22 protein-coding genes and 4 pseudogenes are annotated in these 24140 nt (G+C 69.9%); 22 read left to right on the top strand and 4 right to left on the bottom strand.

Annotation, left to right across the window (positions count from 1 at the left end; translation table 11 throughout):
* Positions 1-205: 205 nt before the first annotated feature.
* The 16 genes and pseudogenes from O3W51_RS36340 to O3W51_RS36265 all read left to right on the top strand — a co-directional run bounded on the left by O3W51_RS36340 (position 206) and on the right by O3W51_RS36265 (position 14371).
* Positions 206-907, top strand: a complete 702-nt coding sequence (locus O3W51_RS36340; RefSeq protein ID WP_138352750.1) for a HemK2/MTQ2 family protein methyltransferase — start codon at positions 206-208, stop codon at positions 905-907.
* Positions 891-1079, top strand: a pseudogene (locus O3W51_RS49035) (CDGSH iron-sulfur domain-containing protein); the annotation flags it as partial. The gene O3W51_RS36340 and the pseudogene O3W51_RS49035, both read left to right, overlap by 17 nt.
* Positions 1080-1192: 113 nt before the next feature.
* Positions 1193-2275 (top strand): iron-containing redox enzyme family protein, encoded by a 1083-nt coding sequence (locus O3W51_RS36330; RefSeq protein WP_138352752.1) that lies wholly within the window; start codon positions 1193-1195, stop codon positions 2273-2275.
* Between the two features lie 67 nt (positions 2276-2342).
* The gene (locus O3W51_RS36325; protein ID WP_232486025.1) at positions 2343-3629 is read left to right on the top strand and encodes a peptide ligase PGM1-related protein; all 1287 of its coding nucleotides are present in this window, start codon (positions 2343-2345) and stop codon (positions 3627-3629) included.
* Between the two features lie 359 nt (positions 3630-3988).
* Positions 3989-4312, top strand: coding sequence for a plasmid stabilization protein (locus tag O3W51_RS36320; protein ID WP_138352754.1), 324 nt, complete (start codon positions 3989-3991; stop codon positions 4310-4312).
* A 229-nt stretch (positions 4313-4541) separates the two neighbouring features.
* Positions 4542-4670 (top strand): LPFR motif small protein, encoded by a 129-nt coding sequence (locus O3W51_RS36315; RefSeq protein WP_269288419.1) that lies wholly within the window; start codon positions 4542-4544, stop codon positions 4668-4670.
* A 152-nt stretch (positions 4671-4822) separates the two neighbouring features.
* Positions 4823-5473 carry a carbonic anhydrase gene (locus O3W51_RS36310; protein WP_198358990.1) on the top strand — a complete coding sequence of 217 codons (651 nt, stop codon included), beginning with the start codon at positions 4823-4825 and terminating at the stop codon, positions 5471-5473.
* 140 nt (positions 5474-5613) lie between these two features.
* Entirely contained in the window at positions 5614-7188 is a 1575-nt protein-coding gene (locus O3W51_RS36305; RefSeq protein ID WP_138352849.1) for an FMN-binding glutamate synthase family protein, read from the top strand.
* 62 nt (positions 7189-7250) lie between these two features.
* The gene (locus O3W51_RS36300) at positions 7251-8981 is read left to right on the top strand and encodes a thiamine pyrophosphate-dependent enzyme (RefSeq protein ID WP_138352756.1); all 1731 of its coding nucleotides are present in this window, start codon (positions 7251-7253) and stop codon (positions 8979-8981) included.
* Positions 8982-9301: 320 nt separating this feature from the next.
* Positions 9302-9496: pseudogene (locus tag O3W51_RS36295) on the top strand (sigma-70 family RNA polymerase sigma factor); the annotation flags it as partial.
* Between the two features lie 201 nt (positions 9497-9697).
* Complete coding sequence (locus O3W51_RS36290; RefSeq protein ID WP_232486016.1) at positions 9698-10813, top strand: AI-2E family transporter; 1116 nt, start codon at positions 9698-9700, stop codon at positions 10811-10813.
* A 78-nt stretch (positions 10814-10891) separates the two neighbouring features.
* Positions 10892-11329, top strand: a pseudogene (locus O3W51_RS36285) (cation transporter dimerization domain-containing protein); the annotation flags it as partial.
* 121 nt (positions 11330-11450) lie between these two features.
* A complete protein-coding gene (locus O3W51_RS36280) occupies positions 11451-11903 on the top strand; it encodes a hypothetical protein (protein ID WP_138352758.1) in 453 nt (150 codons plus the stop codon).
* Between the two features lie 105 nt (positions 11904-12008).
* On the top strand, positions 12009-12932 hold the full coding sequence (locus O3W51_RS36275) for a hypothetical protein (RefSeq protein WP_138352759.1): 924 nt from the start codon (positions 12009-12011) through the stop codon (positions 12930-12932).
* A gap of 117 nt (positions 12933-13049) precedes the next feature.
* Positions 13050-13268, top strand: a pseudogene (locus O3W51_RS36270) (permease); the annotation flags it as partial.
* A gap of 290 nt (positions 13269-13558) precedes the next feature.
* Positions 13559-14371 carry a VOC family protein gene (locus O3W51_RS36265; protein WP_138352760.1) on the top strand — a complete coding sequence of 271 codons (813 nt, stop codon included), beginning with the start codon at positions 13559-13561 and terminating at the stop codon, positions 14369-14371.
* Between the two features lie 154 nt (positions 14372-14525).
* Here O3W51_RS36265 and O3W51_RS36260 read toward each other — a convergent pair whose 3' ends face one another.
* The 3 genes from O3W51_RS36260 to O3W51_RS36250 form a co-directional block, all read right to left on the bottom strand.
* On the bottom strand, positions 14526-15038 hold the full coding sequence (locus O3W51_RS36260) for a hypothetical protein (protein WP_138352761.1): 513 nt from the start codon (positions 15036-15038) through the stop codon (positions 14526-14528).
* A 384-nt stretch (positions 15039-15422) separates the two neighbouring features.
* Positions 15423-15605: a hypothetical protein gene (locus tag O3W51_RS36255; RefSeq protein WP_138352762.1), complete on the bottom strand. Its 183-nt coding sequence runs from the start codon at positions 15603-15605 to the stop codon at positions 15423-15425.
* Between the two features lie 3 nt (positions 15606-15608).
* Entirely contained in the window at positions 15609-15992 is a 384-nt protein-coding gene (locus O3W51_RS36250; protein WP_138352763.1) for a BlaI/MecI/CopY family transcriptional regulator, read from the bottom strand.
* A gap of 200 nt (positions 15993-16192) precedes the next feature.
* Between O3W51_RS36250 and O3W51_RS36245 the strand changes: the two genes are divergently transcribed.
* Positions 16193-17023 (top strand): ZIP family metal transporter, encoded by an 831-nt coding sequence (locus O3W51_RS36245; RefSeq protein ID WP_138352764.1) that lies wholly within the window; start codon positions 16193-16195, stop codon positions 17021-17023.
* A gap of 7 nt (positions 17024-17030) precedes the next feature.
* Here O3W51_RS36245 and O3W51_RS36240 read toward each other — a convergent pair whose 3' ends face one another.
* On the bottom strand, positions 17031-18329 hold the full coding sequence (locus O3W51_RS36240; RefSeq protein ID WP_198358989.1) for a HAMP domain-containing sensor histidine kinase: 1299 nt from the start codon (positions 18327-18329) through the stop codon (positions 17031-17033).
* Positions 18330-18480: 151 nt separating this feature from the next.
* Here O3W51_RS36240 and O3W51_RS36235 point away from each other — a divergent pair, with 151 nt between their 5' ends.
* From O3W51_RS36235 to O3W51_RS36215, 5 genes are all read left to right on the top strand, one after another.
* The gene (locus O3W51_RS36235) at positions 18481-19137 is read left to right on the top strand and encodes a hypothetical protein (protein ID WP_138352765.1); all 657 of its coding nucleotides are present in this window, start codon (positions 18481-18483) and stop codon (positions 19135-19137) included.
* Positions 19137-19862 (top strand): ABC transporter ATP-binding protein, encoded by a 726-nt coding sequence (locus tag O3W51_RS36230; protein WP_138352766.1) that lies wholly within the window; start codon positions 19137-19139, stop codon positions 19860-19862. The genes O3W51_RS36235 and O3W51_RS36230 overlap by 1 nt, the downstream gene beginning before the upstream one ends.
* Complete coding sequence (locus O3W51_RS36225; RefSeq protein WP_138352767.1) at positions 19859-20599, top strand: ABC transporter ATP-binding protein; 741 nt, start codon at positions 19859-19861, stop codon at positions 20597-20599. The genes O3W51_RS36230 and O3W51_RS36225 overlap by 4 nt, the downstream gene beginning before the upstream one ends.
* A complete protein-coding gene (locus tag O3W51_RS36220; protein WP_269288412.1) occupies positions 20596-23256 on the top strand; it encodes an ABC transporter permease in 2661 nt (886 codons plus the stop codon). Before O3W51_RS36225 ends, O3W51_RS36220 begins: the two co-directional genes overlap by 4 nt.
* 85 nt (positions 23257-23341) lie before the next feature.
* On the top strand, positions 23342-24082 hold the full coding sequence (locus tag O3W51_RS36215) for a response regulator transcription factor (protein ID WP_138352769.1): 741 nt from the start codon (positions 23342-23344) through the stop codon (positions 24080-24082).
* Positions 24083-24140 lie beyond the last annotated feature (58 nt).

Here is a 24140-nt window from a genome sequence, read left to right as displayed (position 1 = left end):
GAAGGGGAAGCCGGGGCACGCGGGATTTGTGTGGGTTGGCCCGCTGAAAGGTCGAACGGTGCTGAATTCAGGAAGAGAAGGCCGTGACGCCGGCTGGCGGTCTTCGGCTGTGGAATGGCGGAGCGGTACGGCCCCGGAAAGGTCGCGGCGCGGCTCGGACGGGCGGAGCCTGGCACAGGAGCCGTCCGGCGGTGGCGGTGGTGTGATGACCCGAGAGGCTGCGGTGAGCGTCACCAGCGAGTTGTCTCCGTGGGCGGGCAGGATCCTGCGATTGCCTGGCGTGTACAGCCCACAGGCCGACAGTTCGCTTTTGGCAGCTGCCATGGGGCGGGAGGGTGTCGGTGCGGGGATGGACGTCCTGGACGTGTGCACCGGCAGTGGGGCGTTGGCTCTGCATGCTGCTCGGCTGGGCGCCAGGGTGACGGCGGTGGACATCAGCCGTCGGGCCGTGGCATCGGCGCGGTTGAACGCATCGCTTGCCCGTCTGCCGGTCCGCGTCCTGCGCGGGGATCTGCTGTCGGTAGTGCCGGGCCGTTCGTTCGACGTGCTGGTCTCCAACCCGCCGTACGTACCCTCGGCCAGTGCGCAACTGCCGCGACGTGGTGCCCGCCGCGCATGGGACGCAGGTGTCGACGGGCGGGCCTTGGTGGACCGGATCTGTGAAGCCGCTCCTACCGCGCTGCGTCCGGGCGGCGTGTTGCTCATGGTCCATTCGGGGTTCAGCGGCCCGGAGGAAACGGTGAGCCGACTTGTCCGGGCAGGGCTGAGCGCTTCGGTCAGTGAGCGGGTGGCGATCCCCTTCGGACCGGTGATGCGCGGGCGACTGTCATGGCTCCGGGAGCGTGGTGTGGTGCCGGCCGGCACCGACAGGGAAGAACTGGTGATCATCCGTGCACACAAGGACTGAACAACCGCGCCGCGTGACCGTGGTGGACGGCGGCCCGATCCTCGTGGAGGGTCCCGTCGAAGTGATGACGGACGACGGGAAGCTGGTGGTCTCCGATCGGGTCGTCGTCGCGCTCTGCACCTGTCGGCGCAGCCGCATCCACCCCTGGTGTGACACCAGCCATCGCCGTCGGGAGCACATTCCCGCCGCGGCCGACACCGTCCGAGCCCCGGCGTGCGGAGCCGGAGCGACTTCCGGACGTGGAGTCGAAGGGACGGACGGAAGGCAGGACAAGGAGGGAGCACCGTGACCACTCGTCAGACGGAACACCTTGGCCGTATCACTTCGGAACCGAGCCTGCCTCCAGCACGCGGACCTCTCTCCGGCAGCGTTCTTGCCGCCCTGAGCGGCCGGCGTACGCCGTTGCCCTCCGAGGGCGAGATCCGTCAAGCCGATCCCTACGGCGATGATCTCCAGCTTCTTCTGTACGTCCTGTACGAACTGCATTACCGCGGTTTCGAGGCGGTCGACGAGGGCCTGGAATGGGACCCCGCTCTGCTGCGCGTGCGTGCAGCCGCCGAGGGCATCTTTCTGAGCGCCCTTCGCGCGCACACCTCAGGCGGCAGCGACGTGCGACAGACGGTGGACGCGCTGCTGGTGGAGCCGGTGGAGGACAACGGCCACAGCGTGAGCCACCACCTGCAACGCGAGGGGGAGCGCTGGCAGATTCGGGAGTATGCGGCTCTGCGCTCGCTCTACCACCTCAAGGAGGCGGACCCCCACCTGTGGGTGGTGCCGAGGCTGCGGGGGCGAGCGAAGGCGGCCATGGTGGCCATCGAGTTCGACGAGTTCGGTGCCGGCAGGGCGGAGAACATCCACGCGCAGCTGTTCGCCGACCTGATGGCCGACCTAGATCTCGACACCGCCTACGGGCGCTACCTCGAGGAGGGGCCCGCTCAAGCGCTGGCCACGGTCAACCTGATGTCCCTGTTCGGACTCCACCGATCCCTGCGAGGTGCGCTGGTCGGTCATTTCGCCGCAGTGGAAGTGACCTCGTCCCCGGGATCCCGCAGGATGGCGAAGGCGATGAGACGCGTCGGAGCAGGTGCCGCCGCGCAACGGTTCTACGACGAGCATGTGGAAGCCGACGCGGTCCATGAACAACTGGTCCGCCGCGATGTGATCGGCGGACTTCTCGAGGACGAGCCGTACCTCGCACCGGACATCGTTCTGGGTATCGAGGCCACCGGGCACCTGGAGTACCTCCTCGCCGACCATCTTCTGTCCGCCTGGCGGGACGGAAGTACCGCCCTGCGCACACCGCTCGGCGGAGCAACGCGGCCTGTGCCGGACGGAGCCCCGCCACCGGAAGTCGCGCCTCAGCACTGAGCCCGACCGGAAAGTGCGCCCGCCGGCAGGGCACCCATGATTCACCGTAGTGAACGAGGAGTTGGCCATGCTGCCACCCCGCCCACGCGACAGACCGTTGGTCATTCTGGCGAACTTCGCCTCCGACACAGCCATAGACCTTGAACAGAGCGCGATACTCCGGCAGTGGTCGCTCCAGGCTCCCCGTGAAATCTGGCTTGCGCGCCCAGGGGATGTGCTGCTCACCCCGGTCCCGCTGTCGCCGGCATTCATCCGCTACGCCTGCTCCGTGCTGGACATGCCGATCGACGCGATCAGCATCCTCACCGTTCCGGATGTCGCGGGGGCGGCGATGGCCGACACCGTGCGGTCCACCCGCGCGCTCACATCGCTGCGCGACCTCGTTGCACAGCGGCCCGGATACCGCCTCTTGCCCACTGCTCTGGACAGCGCGACGGTGGCACTCGCGGCGGAGCTCGACATCCCGATCTCGCCCTACGATCTCAGCACTCGGGCGGCGGGCCCGGACGCTGTTGCTGTCACCGCGCTCCTCAACACCAAAGCGGGTTTCCGGACCGCAGCACAGGATCTGGGGATGCGGCTGCCCGACGGACAGCTCTGCGATGGCTCGCGGCTCCCGGCCGTGGCCCGCGAACTCATCGGCGCCTACCAGGACATCGTCGTGAAACCGGACCGCTCCGCAGGTGGCCACGGTCTGCGGTTCATCAGTGGCAGAGATCTGCCCCTGGCCGCGGAACCCGCCGCCGGCCAATGGGTGGTCGAGGAATACCTCGCCCACTGCAGATCGGTCAGCGCCCAGTTCCATACCGGGGAACAAGAGCCCCGCATGCTGTTCAGTGGAGAGATGAGCACCCGCGACGGTGCCTTCACCGGCTACCGCTCACCACTGGCCGACGTGCCCGAATACACCGTGAAGAAGCTGGAGCGGTGGGGCCTCGATCTGGGCGACTACCTCGCCGCGCGAGGCTACCGAGGCCCCTACAGCATTGATGCCTTGGTCACCCGGCAGGGTGGGCTGTACGCCACCGAGGCGAACGTGCGGCGCACGGCGACCACGACCCCGCACGCCATGATCACCCGGCTGCTTCCGTCCTCCCCGACGCCCGCTTGGCTGATGGGGACTCGTCGCGCCGACCGCGTGTACACGTTCCCCGAGGCTGTAGATCTCCTGGCGGCAGCGGGCCTGGCCTACGATCCCGGCACCGGTGCAGGTGTGCTGCTGTACGCGGACGACCCCGCTGACGGTATGAGCTGGCGCTATGCGATCACTGCGCCAGACCCCGACTGTGTCCGCCAACTCGACCGTCAGTTCGCCCTGCTCTTCGCCCCATCCCGTGAGGACGGGGATCAGTGAGCCGATCCGGCTCAGGTCCCGAGCATGACGGAATGGGTCCTGGCCGGCCAGCGGTTTGGGCTCTGCGGCGGATCGCACTCCGGTGGACGTCCAGGTGGCACCTCCAGCCTCCGCTCCAGGAACCTCAACCGCAGGCTCGTCAGCTGCCATCGCTGTATCCCACGTCGGACCGGCTGACGACTGCCAGAAGGTCGACGTCGAGGTTCCCCTGGGACTGGTACCGGCACGGTCCCCATGTCGCTGCGCCACCCCGAATGGCGTCACCCAGGATGCCGGGCTCATCGACGGACGCGACGATCGGCGGGGACCGCCGGACAGAACCGAGCGGCTCCAACCACTCGCGATATCAGGAGGCAGACATGCCGCAAGGTTCCACCGCCAAGGGGAAACGGCAGAACGAGCGCATCAAGGCCGGCTCGACCAAGCGGGGCGTGAGCGCACCACGCACCAAGAAGGTCACCACCCGCGCGGTGAGCAAGGATCGCGCTCCGGTGAGTGCGGCGCGCACCATCGCTCGCACCTCGCACAAGAACACCCCCGCGGCGCGGCGCAGCGGCCTGAGCTCCCACACCGGGCCGGCCAGCCGCACTTACGACCAGCTGTACGCAGAAGCCCGGCGTCGCCGCATCGAGGGTCGTTCCTCCATGCGCAAGGCCGAACTCATAAAGGCCCTCGGCCGCTGATCGCAGCGTCGTCAGAGCACCGTCGCTCCTGACGGTCATCGCGGGCTGCTCTGAGGAGGTGGGCGGGTCCGGGCTTCGCCGCCCGGGCCCGCCCACCTCACCTCTCTATCAGCTCGTGATGATCCATAGGGGGATTCCGGGCGCCCGCCCCGCCGCTGGCCCGGGATTCGGCGGCGTTCACATCTCAGCGACGTCTCGGCGTGTGGTGCATGACTGGAGGCACGTTCTCATGTTGAAGGCCATCGCAGATGCCCTGCGAAGCATCGGTTCAGCCATCGCCACTGTGGTCTCGCTGCCCTTCCGCCTGATCGCCAGGCTTTTCGGCGGCGCCTCGGACAGCGCACACGGCCGCCATTGACGTCGCCTTCCGCAGATTCAGCCCCTGCGATCCGAGAGCGGCTGGGGTGGCCTGGTGACCCCAGGACCATCCGTCTCCCGGTCACCGCACCGGAGCTTCCTTTGGCGGACCCTTGTGAGGTGGTGGGCTGGGGCTGGTCGTAGCCTGCTGCTATGACTGAGGCCCCGATCCTGACTCCCTCCGAAGCCTTCGAGCTGCTGCTGGCCGGCAACCAGCGTTTTGTTGCCGGCGAGCTGCAACACCCCAACCAGGACGCCGCGCGCCGCGCTGAGACCGCGGCCGGCCAGCGTCCGTTCGCCGTGCTGTTCGGCTGCTCCGACTCCCGTCTGGCCGCAGAGATCATCTTCGATCGGGGCCTGGGTGACCTCTTCGTGGTCCGTACTGCCGGCCATGTGGCGGGGCCGGAGGTGTTGGGGAGCATCGAGTACGGGGTGAGTGTGCTGGACTGCCCGCTGGTCGTGGTGCTGGGCCACGACTCGTGCGGTGCGGTCGCGGCCACCCGTGCCGCCCTCGTCGACGGCCTGGGGACCACGGGGTATGTGCGTGACGTCATAGAGCGCGTCACGCCGAGCGTCCTGGCCGCCCGCGCCGCCGGGCTCACCGGGGACGACGACTTCATCGCCGAGCACGTACGGCAGACCGTGGATCTCCTCCTGGACCGCTCGCGGGTGCTCGCAGACGGTGTCGCCACCGGACGGACCGCCGTGGTGGGGCTGTCCTACCGGTTGGCCGACGGCAGTGCTCGACGCCTCGCAGCCCGCGGCCTGCCGACGGAAGCGATTGCCACGGGGCCAGGCGCCTGAACGAGCACCATCACCGGCACGTCGTGTGCGTCCGGCGGCCCCACAGCCGCCGGACGGCCCGGTCCCCGACGCCGACCCGGAAGCGGCCACACAGGACCGCTTGATCTGCGCGATCGGGGTAGGCGCGTGGTGTGCTGAGGATGCTGTGGGTCGCGTTGCTGGGTTGTCTTGCTGTCGCCGGTGCCGCTTTGGCGCTGGTGGCCTCGCCGTGGTGGTGGTTTGCCGGGGGACCGCTGACGGCTTTGCTGGTGCTTGCGGTGTGGGATCTGGTGCAGCGAAGGCATTCGGTGCTGCGGAACTATCCGGTGCTGGGTCATCTGCGGTTCGCCCTGGAGGGCATCCGCCCTGAGATGCAGCAGTACTTCGTGGAACGCAACGTCGACGGCAGGCCGTTCGACCGGGACACCCGCAGCATCGTCTACGAGCGTGCCAAGGGAACCGACGCCGAGGAGCCCTTCGGCACGGAGCAGGACCTGTACGCGACGGGAAGCGAGTTCCTGGTCCCATCGATGGCCCCGCACCCGGTGCGTACGGATGTGCCGCGGGTGCGGGTCGGCGGCCCGGGCTGCAAGCAGCCCTACGACATGGCGTTGCTGAACGTTTCCGCGATGAGTTTCGGCTCCCTGTCCTCGAACGCGATCCTCGCGTTGAACACCGGTGCCGCGTTGGGCGGTTTCGCCCACGACACCGGTGAGGGTGGCCTGTCGGAGTACCACCTGCGGCCGGGCGGGGACCTGGTCTGGGAGATCGGTACCGGGTATTTCGGCTGCCGTACCGATCAGGGCGGCTTCGACCCCGCGATGTTCGCCGACAAGGCCGCGCACGAGCAGGTCCGGTGCGTGTCTCTCAAGCTGAGTCAGGGGGCCAAGCCCGGAATCGGCGGGGTGCTGCCCGGCACCAAGGTCAACGCGGAGATAGCCCAGGTCCGAGGCGTCCCGCAAGGCAGGACCATCATCTCCCCGCCTTACCACCAGGTCTTCTCCACCCCGCGCGAACTGGTTGCCTTCGTGGCCCGGATGCGGGAGCTGTCCGGCGGCAAGCCGACCGGGTTCAAACTGTGCCTCGGCTCCCGAAGCCAGTTCCTGGCGGTGTGCAAGGCGATGCTGGACGAGGGCGTCACACCCGACTTCATCATCGTCGATGGTGCCGAGGGCGGGACCGGGGCCGCGCCCCTGGAGTTCGCCGACAATCTGGGCATGCCCCTGACGGACGGCCTGACCACGGTCCACCAGGCCCTGGTCGGTACGGGCCTGCGGGACCGGATCAAGATCGGGGCCAGTGGCAAGGTCGCCACCGGCAGTGACCTGGTCAAGCGTCTCCTTCAGGGGGCCGACTACACCAACGCCGCCCGGGCGATGATGTTCGCGGTGGGCTGCATCCAGGCCCAGCGGTGCCACACCAACACCTGCCCGACCGGGGTGACCACCCAGGACCCGCGCCGGGCACGCGCCCTGGACGTCGGCGACAAGTCCCGGCGGGTCCAGCGCTTCCAGGAAGCGACCGTCAAGAGCGCCCTGCAGATCATGGCGTCGATGGGCGTGGACGAACCCTCAGGCCTGGCCCCGCACATGCTGCGCCGCCGCATCGACTCCGTCATCGTCCGCTCGTACGCCGAGCTGTACCCGCCCCTGGCGCCGGGCGAGCTGATCCACCAGGCGCCGGAATTCTGGGCGGCGGACTGGAAGGCCGCGGACCCCGACCGCTTCACCGTCTGACCCGGCTGGCCCTGCCGGCCCGTTTCCCTGCTCGACCGCCTGACGAACCGGAGGATTATTCCGTGGCACGCACTGTGGCCCGTGTGATCATCGACGCCCTGCAGGAACTGGAGGTCGGTCACGTCTTCGGCGTGGTCGGCGACGCGTTGAACCCGCTGACCGACGCCATCCGCACCACCGATGGTCTGGAGTGGGTGGGGTGCCGCCATGAGGAGGCCGCCGCGTTCGCCGCGAGCGCGCAGTCCCAGCTTTCCGGGACTCTGGGTGTGTGCATGGGCACCGTCGGGCCGGGCGCGATCCACCTGCTCAACGGCCTTTACGACGCCGCGAAGAGCCGCACTCCCGTGCTGGCCATCGCCGGACAGGTACCGCTGGCCGAAATGGGCAGCGACTACTTCCAGGAGGTCGACAACGACCTGCTGTTCCGCGACGTCGCCGTCTACCGCGCCACCGTCACCTCACCCGACCAGATGCCCCGTCTCCTGGAGGCGGCTGTGCGCGCCGCGGTCGGCCACGGCGGGGTTGCGGTCCTGACAGTGCCCGGCGACCTGGGCGACCAGGAGCTGACGCAGGACCGTCCCGCCCGCTTCCCCCGCACCCGCCAGCTCACCCGCCCCGATGAGCCCGGCATCCTGCAGGCGGCCGAGATCATCAACGCCGCGTCCAAGGTGACCCTGCTGGTGGGACGCGGTGCCCGCGACGCCCGCGAGGAAGTCCTGGCACTGGCCGAGCACATTGGCGCGCCCATGGTGCTCACCCTCAAGGCCAAGGAGGGCTTCGAGGGCGACAACCCCTACCAGGTCGGCCAGACCGGCTTGATCGGCAATCCCGCCGCGGCCGGCGCACTCGACGAGTGCGACACCCTGCTCATGCTCGGCACCGACTTCCCCTACCGCGACTGGTACCCCACCGGCTGCCGCGTCGTCCAGATCGACACCCAGGAACAGAACCTCGGGCGGCGTGTACCCATCGACGCAGGACTGGCCGGCGACACCGGCGCCACCCTGCGCGCCCTGCTACCTCACCTGGACGCCAAGCCCGACCGCGCGCACCTCGATACCGCGCGCAAGCACTTCGCCACCTGGCACGATGGCCAGCAGCGCCTGGCCGAACCCGCGCACGACACCAAGCGCTGGACCGGACGGCTGCGCAGCGCACTGGACAACCCCGACCACGACATCCGGCCCGAAGCTCTGGCCGCCGCGGTCGACGCGTGCGCCGACGACGACGCGATCTTCACCTCCGACACCGGTATGGCCACCGTGTGGCTGTCCCGCTTCGTGACGATGCATGGTGACCGCCGTCTGATCGGGTCCTACAACCTCGGCTCCATGGCCAATGCCATGCCCCAGGCGCTGGGCGCACAGCTGTGGGCACCGGGCCGCCAGGTCGTCGCGTTCTGCGGCGACGGCGGACTGAGCATGCTGCTCGGCGACTTGATGACCATCAAGACGTATCAGTTGCCGGTGAAGCTGGTCGTCTTCGACAACCGCCGTCTGGGCATGGTCAAACTCGAACAGGAACAGGCCGGACTGGCCGAGTTCGGCACCGAGCTCGACAACCCCGATTTCGCCGCGGTCGCCACCGCCCTCGGCCTGACCGGCATCCGCGTCACCGACCCCGGCACCCTCACCGACAGCGTCCGCCGCGCCTTCGCCACCCCGGGGCCGGTCCTCCTCGACGTACTGACCAACCCGCAAGAAGTCGCCGTCCCCGGCAAGCCCACCGTCCAGCAGGGCTGGGGCTTCGCCATCGCCAAGGTCAAGGAACTCCTCCAGAGCCACGAGGGCTGACCACCAGGAGCACGGTAACGGGGTCCCTGCAGCCCTCTCTTCGGCCACCAGCAGACGCTTTCTGCAATGAACCCGGTGCGGCTTTCGTCCGTGCGCGACACGCGCCGAAATGCATCTCGGAACAGATGTTCGGCGTGCGGCGGGAATGGCTGGGGTGATACCGGGTATCCGCAGCTTCAGCACGCCAGGCAGCCACCACACTCCGGGAGTCAACTCATGGCCACTGCATCCGCAGCGATAGCCTCCCCGGCCACTCACGTTGCGACGGTGGCAGATCTGCCTTGGGTGGAGGATGCCGGGAAGGTCGCTCCGAAGGACGCCTGCACGTTCTCAAGCCGCTCATGGCGCAGCTGGGTGAGCGCGACCTGCGCATCCTGCAGATGCGTTTCGGCGACGAGATGACCCAGGCGCAGATCGGCGTCGAGCTCGGCATCTCTCAGATGCACGTCAGCAGACTCCTGACCAAGGTCCTGGACCGCTTGCGGCAAGGAATGCTCGCAGAGGCCACCACCTGATTCCGCTCCCGTAGCCGCGAGATCACGCAGGCCCGCCCCGCATCGCGCGAGGCGGGCCTTTCGCTGCACGTCTGGAAGGGTGCCGAGGGGGAAGTCGACCGGTTGGCCGTGATGTCTTCGCGGTGGGTGTGTGGCAGGCCGCCGGGATCGCTCTGCAGTGATGACGATGCCCCGCGGGTCGCAGAAAGCAGAGGGCAGATCATGTCGTCGATATCCGGGCCCGCGCAGGACCCGGTCGAGATACCACCAGCACAAGGCCTGTCGGGGCCGGCGGCGCTGAATGTGCGGGGCATGCGGCGCAGGTCCTGGTTCGTCGCCGGATTCACCTTCACCCTGGGGGCCTTCCTGGCGTGGCAGGTCGCGCAGGCGGTGCTCCGGGCCAGTCAGGTGCTGCTGCTGGTAGTGCTGGCGTTCTTGCTGGCGGTCAGCCTGGAACCCTTGGTCGGGTGGCTGGTGGCGCGGGGGCACCGGCGCGGGCGCGCGGTGCTGATCGTGTGCGCCGTGTTGCTCCTGATCGTGGCGGGCCTGCTCGCCGTGGTCGTCCCCCCGGTGGTCACCGAAGTGGAAGCGCTCATCCACGCGGTGCCGGGCTGGCTGCAGCAATTGCACGACCACCAGTCGACCCTGGGCCGCTTGGAGGACCGCTACCACCTCACGGACAAGGCCAAGACCCAGATCGGCTCCGGCGGCGGATCCAGCATCTTCGGCGGCCTGTTGGGCGCCGGCCTGTATGTCGTCAGCGCCCTCACCGCGACTGCCGTGGTCGTGACCCTGACGGTGTACTTCATGGCCGGCATGCCTGCCATCAAGCGCTTCTTCTACCAGTTGGTCCCTGGCAGCCGCCGCGCCCGCACCCAGGAGATCACCGAGGAGATCCTGGTGCGCATCGGCAGGTTCATGCTCGGCAACGTGGCCACGTCCGCGATTGCCGGAGTGGCCACGTTCGCGTGGTGCGCTCCGATGAGCGTCCCGTACGCGGCGGCACTGGGAGTGTTCACCGCGGTGATGGACATGATCCCGATGGTCGGCTCAACGATCGCGGGTGTGGTCGTGAGCCTGGTGGCGCTGTCGGTGTCCTGGCCGGTCGCGGTCGCCACCGCGGGTTTCTACATCGCCTTCCGCCTGCTGGAGGACTACCTGATCATGCCCCGGGCGATGCGCTACGCGGTCGACGTCCACCCCCTCGTCACCGTGGTCGCGGTCCTCGCGGGAGGAGCCCTGCTCGGGATCGTCGGAGCACTGGTCGCCGTCCCGGTCGCCGTGGCCATCAACCTGGTCCTGGACGAAGTCGTCTTCCCCGAACTCGACGCCGCCTGAGCGCAGCAGCCCCACCCTGCACGAGGTTGCCTCAACCGGTCACCCCCGCGGGGCCACAGACAGGCGGAGTACTTCGGTGATCCTGCCGTCCTGCTCGGCGCCGCCGGCGCCGCCGGCGCCGAGAGGGGCCGGCGGCCGGCCGACCCGATCGTCGGTCTCCTGATCACCGCCGCGATCCTCATGGTCCTCAAGGACGCCGCCCGGGAGGTCTTCCGCCGCCTGATGGACGCTGTCGCCCCCGCCCTGATCGAGACCGCCGCAAGCGCCCTGCGGGCCGTGGACGGCGTGCGCGACGTCGGGCAGCTGCGGATGCGGTGGATCGGCCACGCCCTGCGCGGCGAGGCCGACATCGTCGTCGACCCGCACCTGACCGTGGTGCAGGCACACACCCTGGCGGTCGCCGCCGAGCATGCCCTGATCCACGCCGTTCCCCGGCTGACCGCCGCCACCGTGCGCACTGACCACACCCCGGGCAGTGGCGACCCGCACGCTGTCCTGGCCCACCACGCGCGATAGCGCTCGACGGTCCCGGCTCTGGCGGCCGGAGTGTGATACCCCGACACTGAGTACCCGCCCGGGGTATGGTCAGAACGTGGCGCCCCTCGGTAGCGCCCATGGTCTGAGAAGGGAACCGGCAGTGGCAGGCATCGGACGGGCGCGCAGGCGGGGCATCGCCCGGCTGCTGACGCTGTGTGCGGTGCTGCTCGGCCTGTTCCTCATGCACGGCGCACCGGCCACCGCGGCCGAAGGCTGCCACGGAGCGATGACCGCCACCTCCCCGACACCGCACCGCCATGCCACCGCCGCGATGACGTCCACGGTTCCGGCAACTATGACGACGGTGACGACGCCTCCAGCGATGGCACATCCCGACGTACCGCAGGCGTCGAGCGGCGCGATGTGCGTCTCGACTCCCGCTCGGGACCGGAACCCGCTGCCGATGGGCGGGGCCCTGATGGCTGTCGTCGCGGTGCTGGTGGCCGGCTTCCTCTCGAACCGTCCGGTGTCCCTGGGCGGGTCGCGGCGGCGCGGACCCCCGCCACCGGGCGGGCGAAGTCTGCTCCTGACGGTGTGTATCGCGCGGACCTGACAGGACCGTGCCGGAATCCGGATCTTCGACCGGGCCCGGCGAGGTGGCCTGCTCACTCCCGCGCGCCCGCCCGGCGTGGTGCGCCCACTCGGAAAGACCACCGCAATGACTGCTTCCTCCCGTACCACCGCGCGCCGACGTGCCCTCGCGGCCGCCGGCACCGCAGCCGCCCTCGCGCTGACCCTGGCCGCCTGCGGGTCCTCCAACGACTCCTCGATGCCCGGCATGGACCACGGCGCCAAGCCCTCCGCGTCATCCTCAACGCAGGCCACACCCCCGATGAGCACCATGCCCGGCATGGGCACCAAGGCCGACGGCGACGGCCTGTCCGACACGAAGGACGGCTACCGCCTCACCAGCCAGGACACCACCCTCCCGGCAGGTCAGCAGGCCGCGTACCGGTTCACTGTCACCGGTCCGGACGGCAGGCCCGTCACCGACTTCGCCGTCGAGCAGACCAAACGGATGCACTTCTACGCCATCCGCTCGGACCTGACCGGCTTCCAGCACCTCCACCCGACGATGGCCGCTGACGGCACCTGGACGGCCGACCTGGCCACCCTCGCGCCCGGCACCTGGCACCTGTTCACCTCCTTCACCCCCAGCACCGGAACAGGCAAGGGCACAGCGTTCGTCCTCAGCCGCACCGCCACCGTCCCCGGGGCGGCGACGAAGACCTCGCTGCCGGCGGCAACCACCTCCGCCGAAGTCGACGGCTACACCATCACCGTCAAGGGCTCCCCGATGGCCGGCATGGAACACCCGCTGACCGTCAACATCACCCGGGGTGGCAAGCCCGTCACCGACCTCCAGCCCTACCTGGACACCTACGCACACCTCACCGCCTTCCACGAGGGCGACACCGCCTTCGCCCACCTCCACCCGACGACCAAGGTCAACGGCGACCACGGGGGACCGGAACTGTCCTTCCACGCCGAACTGCCCACGCCCGGCAACTGGCGGCTGTTCCTGCAGTTCCAGACCGGCGGAAAACTCCACACCGCCGCCCTGACCCTGAACGTCGGCTGAACCCTTGCGGGGCGCCGCCACACGGCGGCGCCCCGCGCTCACCCACCCGCTGCGCGACCGCGGAGGCGGAGCGTGTCGGTGGGCCCCAGGCCGTACTCCTGTCGGAAGGCTTCAGGAATGGTCCACGCCGTACTGCACGCACGGTCGATCGCCGGTTCGATGACCTGGGAGATCACCTGGGCTCTGATCCTGGGCTTCGCTCTGTCCGCCGTGGTCCAGGCGGTCGTCCGCAAATCCACCGTCGTCTCACTCCTCGGCGACGACCGCCCCCGCACCCTGGCCATCGCCGCCGGCCTCGGCGCCGCCTCCTCCTCGGGCTCCTACGCCGCCGCAGCAGGGGGGCCAGGGTGCCGAACTCGTGTGCGGGGGCGGCGATGCTCAGTACGGCGCCGGTCATGCCGGTGAGGGTGCGCAGCAGGCTGTGGACGCCTTTGAGCGAGGGGTGACGTCGTGGGCGGCGATCGAGTGTGCGTCCGTTGTCGGAGCCGAGGCGCCGGGCGATCTTCCATGGCTCCGAGAACACCCACTTCAGCAGCAGCGGCGCTCCCCGCGCGATTGTCAGACCCTGCGTCTAGCGTGGGAACGGAGTCGGGTCACGTCGTCCACGACACAGGAGTCGATCGATCATGGCTGAGTTCCCCGAAGGCGCACCCTGCTGGGTGGACGCGATGTTCTCCGATCTGGAGGGCGCGAAGAGCTTCTACGCCGACGTACTGGGCTGGACCTTCGCCGAGTCCAGCAGCGAGTACGGCAACTACACGCAGGCCTACTCCGACGGCAAGGCTGTCGCGGCCGTCGTGCCGCCGATGCCGGGGCAGGAGGGCCAGTCGCAGTGGTGTCTCTACCTGTCCTCGCCCGACGCGGCGGCTACCGCGGAGAAGATCAAGGCAGCGGGTGGTGAGCTGTTGATGGAGCCGATGCAGGTGGGCTCCTTCGGCACGATGGCTATCGCGAAGGAGCCGAGCGGCGCGGTGTTCGGTGTCTGGCAGCCGGGTGATCACAAGGGCTTCGAGAAGCTCGGCGAGCCGGGCTCGTACTGCTGGGCCGAGTTCTTCTCGCGCGACGTGGCCAAGGCGGACGCGTTCCTTCCGCGGGTCTTCCCGTACGGGACCCAGCAGATGGACCTCGGCGATTCCCCGGAGGCGGCGGGGATGGACTTCAAGGTCTTCAGCCTTGGCGGTCCGGAGAACCCGGTGCTGGGCCGGATGAACATGGGTAGTGATTTCCCGCCGGAGATCCCCTCCTATGTCCAGGTCTATTTTGGCGTCCCGGACTGCGATGAGGCGGTCGCGAAGACGACCAAGCGCGGCGGCAAGCTCCTCTTCGGGCCGATGGACAGCCCCTTCGGCCGCTTCGCGGCGGTGTCGGACCCGCAGGGCGCGGCGTTCGCCGTGATTGACATGTCGAAGACGGTCGGCGAGATGCCGAAGTTCGCCTGACGGGAGCCCGACCGTCCGAGGGGCGGGGTCGCCGCAGGGCCGGTTGCTCGTCGACCGCGACGGCACTCTAAGCGCCAGCGGATCAACGGCCTACTGGTCGGGGTGGCCCGCTCCGCAAGGGCTGAATACGGTGCGTCGCTGAGGAGCGCAGTGCTCAGCGTTCTTCGCGCTGGACGAGTCGGTAACGGTTGCCTGGAGTGGTGCCCTTTTTGGCGGTTGCATGCTGCTGTCGATGCGTGGTGGAGGCGTTGACGAGGGCGTTGACCAGCGGGTTGCGTGAGCGCAGCCGTCTGAGTACGGCGGTGGAGTAGCCCACGAGTGCTGTGGCGGCCGCCAGGGTGGAGCCGGAGGCGACTTGGCTGAGAACCAGGCGTAGTTCGGGCGCCGAGAATCCTGGTTCGTCGCCATGGCGGCCGTGCGCCTGCGCCATTGCCTGGACGCTGGCCATGGCGGCGTGGAAGGACGGATCCTGTTCGCGCCAGTCACTGAGCAGGGCCTCGGAGATGCCTGCCGCTGCGGCACACGCCGCCGGGGGCAGACCGAGTGCTGCCGCTCGGATGGCATCGGCCCGGCGGAGGGCATTTTCCTCGGAGAGCACCGCCGTCCCGTGGAGGACCGAGACGAGCGTGTGGTCGATCGTCTCGGGGGGCGTGACGAGGCCGGCCACGACGGAGCGGGCCCACCCGTCATGGTTGCTTGACTCACCCTGTGGGTATGCGGCCAATTTCCTCGGTCCCCCTGTGGTTCTGTCCGTGCGATAGGTGTCCGTCCGGTTCAGGCCGCCACGACGGTTGTACGATCGTCGGTTCGAGCGGTGAGGGAGGCGGAGGATCAGCGCACGAGCAGGATAGCGGTGGTGGCGCGGTCGGTGAGTACCAAGCCTGCGGCCCACAGTCTCGAAGTGCAGGGGGTGGCGAGGATTCATGCTGGGGGAAGGCCGACGACCCAGGGCGCAGCACAGGACGCCGACGGCGCAGGCGGCGGCCACCGGCCGGTCCACCGGGGCGTCTGCGGCCAGTACCCGCGCCGACCACCGTCCCTCCGCGGCCACCTAAGGAACCTGGCCGACCAGGGTGAAGCCCAGCATGGCCAGCGCCGTCACCCAGGCGCCGGCGGCGCTGACCGCGGCCGAGGCCAGCGACCACGCAGCGGAACGGGGCGGCAGTCTGCGTCCCGTCCAGGGCGCCGCCAGCGCCAGGATCGCGCCGAACAGCAGCGGCAGGCCGATCCACACGGTCTATGCCTCCGGGTGTCCGCGCAGTAGTTGCTCCAGCAACTTCTCGTCCTCGGCCGGTAGTTCGGAGACGAACCGGGCCAGGACCGCCGCCCGGTCGCCGCCATGCTCCAGCAGATCGCGCATCCCCGCGGCGGCGTGCCCGGCCTCGTCGCGTACGGGTGCGTACAGATAGCCGCGGCCGGCCTTCTCGTGGGTGACCAGTCCCTTGTCGTGCGGCCGGGACAGGATGGTCAGCACGGTCGTGTACGCGGGGTCGCCGGTTACCTGCTCGCGCACGACTCCCGCGGCCACCGGCTCCCCGACCGCCCACAGGGTAGCCAGGACCTCGCCCTCGAGCTCGCCCGGCGCACGCCGCCCCGCCGCCGCGTTTCTCCGGTCGCCCACGGTGTCCGCTCCTTCGCCTGACAGCGGACGAGCACTTGGGAGTCTCACATTTTGCGCGAGCGAACCCGGTTCGACGGGGGGTGGGGCACGTTCGACTACACCCTTGTAGACGGATGGCTGATCAACCTCTATGGTTAGCCGAGCCTTGCCTAAGCATGAGGGCAGGTTCCTTCGCGTCCGCCCGTTGCCATGGAGTAGGTATGTCCAGTTCCCAGATTGCCTTGCTCGGCGCGGTTGCGGGGTTCACGATCTACCTCGGGCTTCCGCTGGGCAGGTTGCGCAACGCCGCGCCGCGCTTGAGGGCTGGACTGAATGCCGTTGCGATCGGTGTCCTGGTGTTCCTCGTCTGGGACATCCTGACCCATGCATGGGAGCCCACGGACGCGGCGCTGAGCGACAAGCACTGGGGTACCGCGCTCGTCGGCGGAACAGTGCTGGCGGCCGGGCTGGCGATCGGACTCGCCGGATTGGTGCACTACGACCGCTGGGCGGCGGCACGGCGAGCCAGGTCCGGGCTCCCGCACGGACCCGGCGCCGCGGATACCGCCGAACTCGCCCCCGCCAAGCGGTCGCAGGCCGGTGAGCTCGCTTTGATGATCGCTACCGGTATCGGTCTGCACAACTTCGCCGAGGGGCTGGCGATCGGCAACTCCGCGGCGCAGGGCGAGATTTCCCTGGCGGTGCTGCTGGTCATCGGCTTTGGCCTGCACAACGCCACCGAAGGGTTCGGCATCGTCGCTCCCCTGGCGGCTGAGGGTGAACGCCCGACGTGGTCGACGTTGCTCTGGCTGGGTCTGATCGGCGGTGGGCCGACGTTCCTGGGCACCCTTCTTGGCCAGCACCTGGTCAATGACACGTTGTCGATCGCGTTCCTCGGCCTGGCCGCCGGATCCATCCTCTATGTCGTCATCGAACTTCTCGCGGTGGCCCGCCGTGCGGCGGCGTCGAAGGAACTGACGACGTGGTGCATTCTGCTCGGCCTGCTCCTCGGATTCGCGACCGACGCCGTGGTCACCGCCGCCGGGGTATGACCCTTCGCTAAGCATCCGGGCCCGGTAGCAGGAGGGTGAATGCCGTGGGGTCGGTGGCACTGACGGTGAGCCGTCCGCCCGCCGCCTCGGCCAGCTCCCGCGCGACCGCCAGGCCGATACCGCTGCCGAACCCGGTGGTGGTGCCCCGTTCGAAGGCGGCCCGCGGGGCGATGCGCAGAGTCCCTTCGTCCGTGACATCCACGGCGATCGCCCCGGTCGCTTCGCGCACGGTGATCAGCACGGTGCCCCGGCCGTGTCGCAGTGCGTTGTCGAGCAGGACGTCGAGGACCTGGTCGGTGGTGCGGCCGGGGAGACGAAGGGGGCCGGCCCCGGAGTGGACCGCGACATCCAGGCGCCGCCCCGCGTCGGCGAACGCGCCGTGCCAGCGGCGTTCAGCCCGCGCGCTGAGTTCGGCGGCGGTTTCATCGGGCGTGGGGACCAGCTCGCCGGAAGGCGCGCCGGCCAGGCGAAGGACTTCGTCAACGGTTCGCTGAAGATGCTGCGATCGTTCCAGGGCGTCCTCGAGTGCCTGCCGCAGGTCCGTGTCGGGGGACCGGGTCGCGTCCAGGGCGGTTTCGAGTCCGAGCTGCAGTCCTGCCAGTGGGTTGCGCAACTGGTGAGAGGCGTTGGCGCTGAAGTGCCGTTCGCGCTGCAAGAGCGTGGTCAGCCGCGCGACCATGGTGTCCTGGGCCGTGGCCAGCTGATCGATCTCCACAATGCCGCAGCGCCCCGCGCGCGCGGTGAGATCACCGTCGGCGACGGCCCGCGCCGTGGTGGACAAGGACTCCAGCGGTCGGCTGAGTGCCCGTGCCTGGCGCCGGGCGACAGCGATCGCGGCGCACAGGGCGAGAAGCACCACGCCCAGGAGCGCCAGCCAGGTCAGCAGGATGCGGTGCCATACCTCCGAGGTCGGGGTCGTGGCGCGGACGACGCCGATGACCTGTTCCGAGGTCGAGACAGGCACGGCGACGACCAGGTCACCTCCGGAACTCCCGCGCACCACCACTCCACGGGCCGCGCGCCGCGTCACGTCATCGGCCTGCGCGGAACCCGAGCCCGAGCGCAGCCGCATCGTGAGGTCGTACACGCCCAGCTTGCCCTCCGTTTCCGGTGCGGGCAGTTCCACCTCGTCACCGGCCGCGAACTGCGGTCCGACGCGGACGGCGGCGGCCAGCGCTGTCCTCTCCAGTTCCCCGCGCTCGTCGTCGAAGAAGGACCGCTGGATCACTACCGCCAGGGGGACGGCGAGCAGGACGAGGGCCACCAGGACCGCGGCGACGGCCACCCGGACCACATGTGCTCTCATATGCCCATCATGGGCGCCGGTGGCTGCTGCGGCCCGGTTGTGCGGGGGCGGGGGCGAGGTTTTGCCGTCGTCTAACCCTCATTGCGCCGGGGTTTTGCCGCCTGGTCCCTAGCGTCGTGGTCATCGCAGTCATCCCCCTGTGGAGGCCATCATGACCTTGCGAGGCTCCCTCACCGTCACGGCTGCCCTGTTGGCTGCGGTGGCGATCGCCGGATGCGGCGGCTCCGGCGGCGCCAAGGGCACGACCAGCGTACCCACGACCGCCGGCCCTTCCACCGCCTCCAGCCCCGCCGCCCCAGGCGCTTCCTCCGGCAGCCAGACACCGGCTCCGGTGGAGTCCAATCCGCCCGGTGACATCCCCGACAACCAGGCGTACGTCGCCTACGCCCCGGCTGGAGGCGGCTTCCAGGTCAAGGTGCCCGAGGGCTGGGCCCGCACCCGGACCGGCACAGTGACGGTCTTCACCGACAAACTCAACCGCATCGAGGTGTCGCAGAGCGCCGCCCCGACCGCCCCCACAGTGCAGGCGGCCGAGTCGGCGGTCGTGCCCCAGCTGGCCCGGGAGGTCCCCGCGTTCGCCCGGGGATCGGCCTCGCTGGTCTCCCGGCAGGCCGGTCAGGCCGTGCTGCTCACCTATCAGGGCAACTCCGCTCCCGACCCGGTGACCGGCAAGGTCAGCCGGGACGCCTTCGAGCGGTACGCCTTCCACCAGGGCAGCCGCGAGATCGTCATCACGCTGTCCGGTCCCGTCAATGCCGACAACGTGGACCCGTGGCGTCTGGTCACCGATTCCTTGCGGTGGCAGTGATGAGCGGAACCGCGCCCGCCCCGGCCAAGGACGAGGACAAGGGAAAGGGCAAGGACGAGCCCCACGTCCTCGACGCACGGGACCTCTACCGGTTCTTCCGCTCCGGGGAGGAGGAGACCCTCGCCTTGCGCGGGGTCAGCCTGCACGTCGGCCGAGGGGAGACGGTCGCCGTCGTGGGCCCCTCCGGATCGGGAAAATCCACCCTCCTGGCATGCCTGGCAGGGCTGGACGAGCCCGCCGGCGGGGTGGTGCATGTCGGCGGTGAGCGCATCAGCCACCGTCCGGAAGCCGAGCGGGCCCGGGCGCGGCTCCGCCGCATCGGCGTGCTGCTGCAGTCCGGCAACCTCATCGCGCACCTCAGTGTCCGCGACAACATTCGCCTCGTCCATATGGCAGCGGGACGCAGCCGAGGTCCGGCGCCGGACGCCGACCGCCTCCTCGAGCAGGTGGGCCTCAGCAGCCGGGCACGGGCACTGCCGCACGAACTGGCCGGCGGTGAACTGGCGCGTGCGGGACTGGCGGTCGCCCTGGCCAACGACCCGGACATCCTGCTCGCCGACGAGCCCACCGGTGAACTCGACGGACAGACCGAACAGCGGGTACTGGCCCTGCTCAGGGACCGTGCGAAGGACGGACGCGGGGTCCTCGTGGTCACTCACAGCCCCGAGGTCGTCAGGATCGCCGACCGGGTCATCGGTCTGCGCGACGGAAGGATCGAGTCATGAACGCCCCGACCGTGGCCCAAGCCCCGGCCGCCACGGTACTGGTGAGCTGCCAGAACGTCGCCCGGACCTTCGGCAGGGGAGCGGGCGCCGTGGTCGCGGTGCACGGCACCTACTGCCTGGTGCGCGCGCACGACCGGATCGCTGTCATGGGCCCCTCCGGGTCCGGGAAGTCCACGCTGCTCCATCTGATGGCCGGCCTGGAACGGCCGACCGGCGGCACGGTGACCTGGCCCGGCCTCACCATGGACGGTGGACTGCGCGCACGGGACATCGGGGTCGTCTTCCAGAGCCCGAGTCTGATCAACAACCTGGACGTGGCCGAGAACGCCGGTCTCCCGCTGGTCCTGGCCGGCAGGCCCGAGGGCGAGGCCCGGCGGCGGGCACTCGAAGCCCTCGACCTCGTGGGAGCCGGCGATCTGATGGGCAAGCTTCCCCAGGAACTCTCCGGCGGCCAGGCCCAACGGGTCGCCATCGCCCGTGTGCTGGCGCTGCGGCCCCGACTGGTGCTGGCCGATGAACCCACCGGTCAGCTGGACCGCGTCACCGGCCGGCACATCGTCGACGTCCTGCTGGGCGTGGCCGACCGGATCGGCGCCGCACTGGTCGTCAGCACGCACGACCCCAGCGTCGGTGAGCGGTTCCCGGCGCGCTGGACCATGTCCGACGGCCGGCTGACCGTTCCCTTCGACTCCGGTCCGCCGACCGCGGGCGACACCGGCCGGGGAGGCACACCATGATCGTCACCTGGTCGGCCGGCCTGCTGCGGCGGCGTGGCGGCAGATTGCTGGTCACGGCGCTGGGCATCGCGCTGGCCGTGGCACTCATGTCCGCGCTGGGTTCGTTCCTCACCGCGTCGAAGTCGACCATGACGGCCCGCGCGGTCCACTCGGTCGCCGTCGACTGGCAGGTGGAGGTGCAGCCCGGTGCCGATCCCGCCACCGTACTCGGCACGGTCCGCGCCGCTGCGGGTGTACGGACCGCGCTGCCGGTCGGCTTCGCCCGCAGCACCGGCTTCCAGGCCACGGTCGCGGGTTCGGTACAGAGCACCGGCTCGGGGGTCCTGCTCGGTCTCCCGGAAGGCTACCGGTCCGCGTTCCCGCGCGAGATACGGCAGTTGACCGGAGCAGCCGACGGCGTGCTGCTGGCACAGCAGACGGCCGCGAACCTGCATGTGGCACCGGGCGACACGGTGCGCATCGGCCGGCCGGGCGCGAGCCCCGTGTCCGTCACGGTGGCCGGTGTCGTCGACCTGCCGCAGGCGGACTCGCTGTTCCAGAAGGTCGGTGCCCCGCCCCAGACGCAGCCCTCCGCGCCGCCCGACAACGTCATCCTGCTTCCGGCCGCCCTGTTCAGCACCCTGACGACCCCGGTGAAGGCCGTGGACCCGGCCGCTGTCACCACCCAGATCCATGTGTCCCGCGACGCGCGCCTGCCGCAGGACCCCGCCGCCGCGTACTCGGCGGTCACCAGTGCGGCGCACAACCTCGAAGCGCACCTGTCCGGCGGAGTACTCGTGGGCGACAACCTAGGCGCCTCCCTCGGCGCGGCCCGCCAGGACGCCGTCTACGCCCAGATCCTCTTCCTGTTCCTGGGCGCCCCCGGAGCCGTCCTGGCCGCCCTGCTGACCGCGGCACTGGCGGGTGCGGGAGCCGACCGCCGTCGCCGGGAGCAGGCACTGCTGCGCACCAGGGGGCTGCGCCCCCGCCAGGTGGCCAGGCTCGCCGCGGTGGAAGCGGGTGTGGTCGGTCTGGCCGGCGGCGCGGTTGGGATCGGAATTGCCGCGCTGACCGGGCGGCTGGCCTTCGGCACCGCGTCGTTCGGCGCCACCACCGCTTCGGCCGCCACATGGTCCGCCCTCGCCCTGATCCTGGGACTCGTCATCGCAGCGGGCGCCGTGCTGCTGCCCGCTCTGCGGGATCTGCGGGCCGGCACCGTGGCCGAGGCACGGCACACAGTCAGGCACGGCCGCAATGCACTGTGGATGCGGTGGGGTCTGGACGTCGTATTGCTGGTGGTCTCCCTCCTGATTTTCCGGGCGTCCAGCCGAAACAACTACGCGCTGGTACTGGCTCCGGAAGGCGTGGCCGCCATCTCGGTGTCCTACTGGGCCTTCCTGGGCCCGGCCCTGCTCTGGCTGGGCTCCTCGCTCCTGCTGTGGCGGCTGGCAACGATGGTTCTGGCCCACGGCCGCCGGCCGTTGGTCCGGCTGGTCAGGCCGCTGACGGGAACGCTGGCCGGGGCGGCCGCAGCGAGCATGTCGCGCCGGCACCGTCCGCTGGCGCGGTCCATGGTGCTGCTGGCGCTGGCGGTCTCGTTCGCAGCCTCCACCGCGACCTTCAACGCGACATACCGCCAGCAGTCGGAGATCGATGCCCAGCTGACCAACGGCGCGGACGTCACGGTCACACAGTCACCGGGTTCCACCACCGGACCCGGCGGCGCGAGCGCTCTGGCCTCGGTCGCCGGAGTGCGGCATGTGGAGCCGTTGCAGCACCGGTTCGCGTACATCGGATCCGATCTGCAGGACCTCTACGGAGTGCGGCCGTCCACGATCGCCTCTGCCACCTCCTTGCAGGACGCCTACTTCTCCGGCGGCAGTGCGCAGAGCTTGATGCAGCGGCTTGCCGCCCGGCCCGACTCCGTTCTGGTCAGCGACGAAACCGTGAAGGACTTCCAGCTCGCCCCCGGCGACCTGCTGAATCTGCGCCTGCAGGACAGTCGCACACAGCAGTTCCGCACCGTGGCGTTCCACTACGCGGGCATCGTGAAGGAATTCCCGACCGCCCCCCGCGACAGCTTCTTCGTCGCGAACGCCGACTACATCGCCAAGGCCACCGGCAGTGACGCGGTCGGCGCCTTCCTGGTCGACACCGGCGGCACCCACCAGAGGGACGTGGCCGCGAAGCTGCGCAGCGAACTCGGCACCAGGGCGAGCGTCACAGACGTCACCCAGGCACGGACCGCGGTCGGCTCCAGCCTCACCTCGGTCGACCTCGCCGGACTGACCCGGATCGAACTCGCCTTCGCGATCCTGCTGGCCGCGGCGGCAGGCGGCATCGTGCTGGCTCTGGGCCTGGCGGAACGCCGCCGCACCTTCGCCATCGCCACGGTGCTCGGGGCCTCCAGACGACAGCTGCGAGGGTTGGTGCTCAGCGAAGCCGCCGCCGTACTCACCGGCGGAGTGCTCGGTGGCGCCGTCATCGCCTGGGCGTTGTCGCAGATGCTCGTCAAGGTACTGACCGGGGTCTTCGACCCACCGCCCAGCACGGTGGCCGTGCCCTGGCAGTACCTGGGCCTGACCCTGCTGATCACCATGACCGCGCTGGCAGCCGCTGCCCTGGCCGCGGCCCGTGCCTCCCACCGGCCGGCTGTCGAGGAGCTGCGGGAACTCTGACGGCTCACCCGGCCGGCGGGGCAGGCGCCACGCTCTCCCTGGTGTCTGCCCTGCTCCTGCCTGCCCGACCCCTACGCTTCGGAGCATGCCCATGGCCACCGCATCCGACCGGCCCGCCGCTCTGGTGATCGAGGACGACGAGACCATCGGACGCCACCTGCACACCGGCCTGCTCGGTAACGGATACAGCGCCAGCTGGTGCCGCACCGGGACTTCCGGGCTGAGCGCAGCGCACAAGGCTCTCCCCGACGTCGTCCTCCTGGACCTCGGCCTGCCCGACATGGACGGCATCGATGTCGCCCGCAGCCTCCGCGCGGACCACCCCGATCTGCTCATCGTCATCCTGACCGCCCGCTCCGACGAGATCGATGTCATCGCCGGCCTGGACGCGGGCGCTGATGACTACCTCGTCAAGCCCTTCAGCCTGACCGTTCTGCTCGCCCGGCTCCGCGCACACCTGCGCCGACGCCCCACCACAGCGCCGGAGGGCCCGGAGTCCCTCGTGATCGGTCCTTTGACCCTGGACATCGCCGCACGGCGCTGCCTGCTCAACGGAGTGGAAATCGTGCTGCGCGCGAAGGAGTTCGAACTCCTGACCGTACTGGGCCGCAACCAGGGCGCGGCCGTGTCACGGGAGGACCTGATGGCGCAGGTGTGGGACGAGAACTGGTTCGGCCCCACGAAGACCCTGGACGTCACCATGGCCTCATTGCGACGTCGCCTGCACCATGCCGCTGCCACCGCCGCCGCCCCGACACGGCCGCTGGAGATCACCACGCTCCGAGGCCACGGCTACCGGCTCGAAAGACCGGAGGAGAGCCTGTAGCGCCCGGCCGACGGCGGCTGGGAAGGACAGTCAGGTTCTGTTCAGGTGCGTCGTGCCA

It is taken from the genome of Streptomyces sp. H39-C1 (assembly GCF_027158125.1).
Classification (GTDB): Bacteria; Actinomycetota; Actinomycetes; order Streptomycetales; family Streptomycetaceae; genus Actinacidiphila; species Actinacidiphila fildesensis.
Note: the sequence above shows the minus strand (reverse complement) of the source record. Positions and strands in the feature narration are given on the sequence as shown.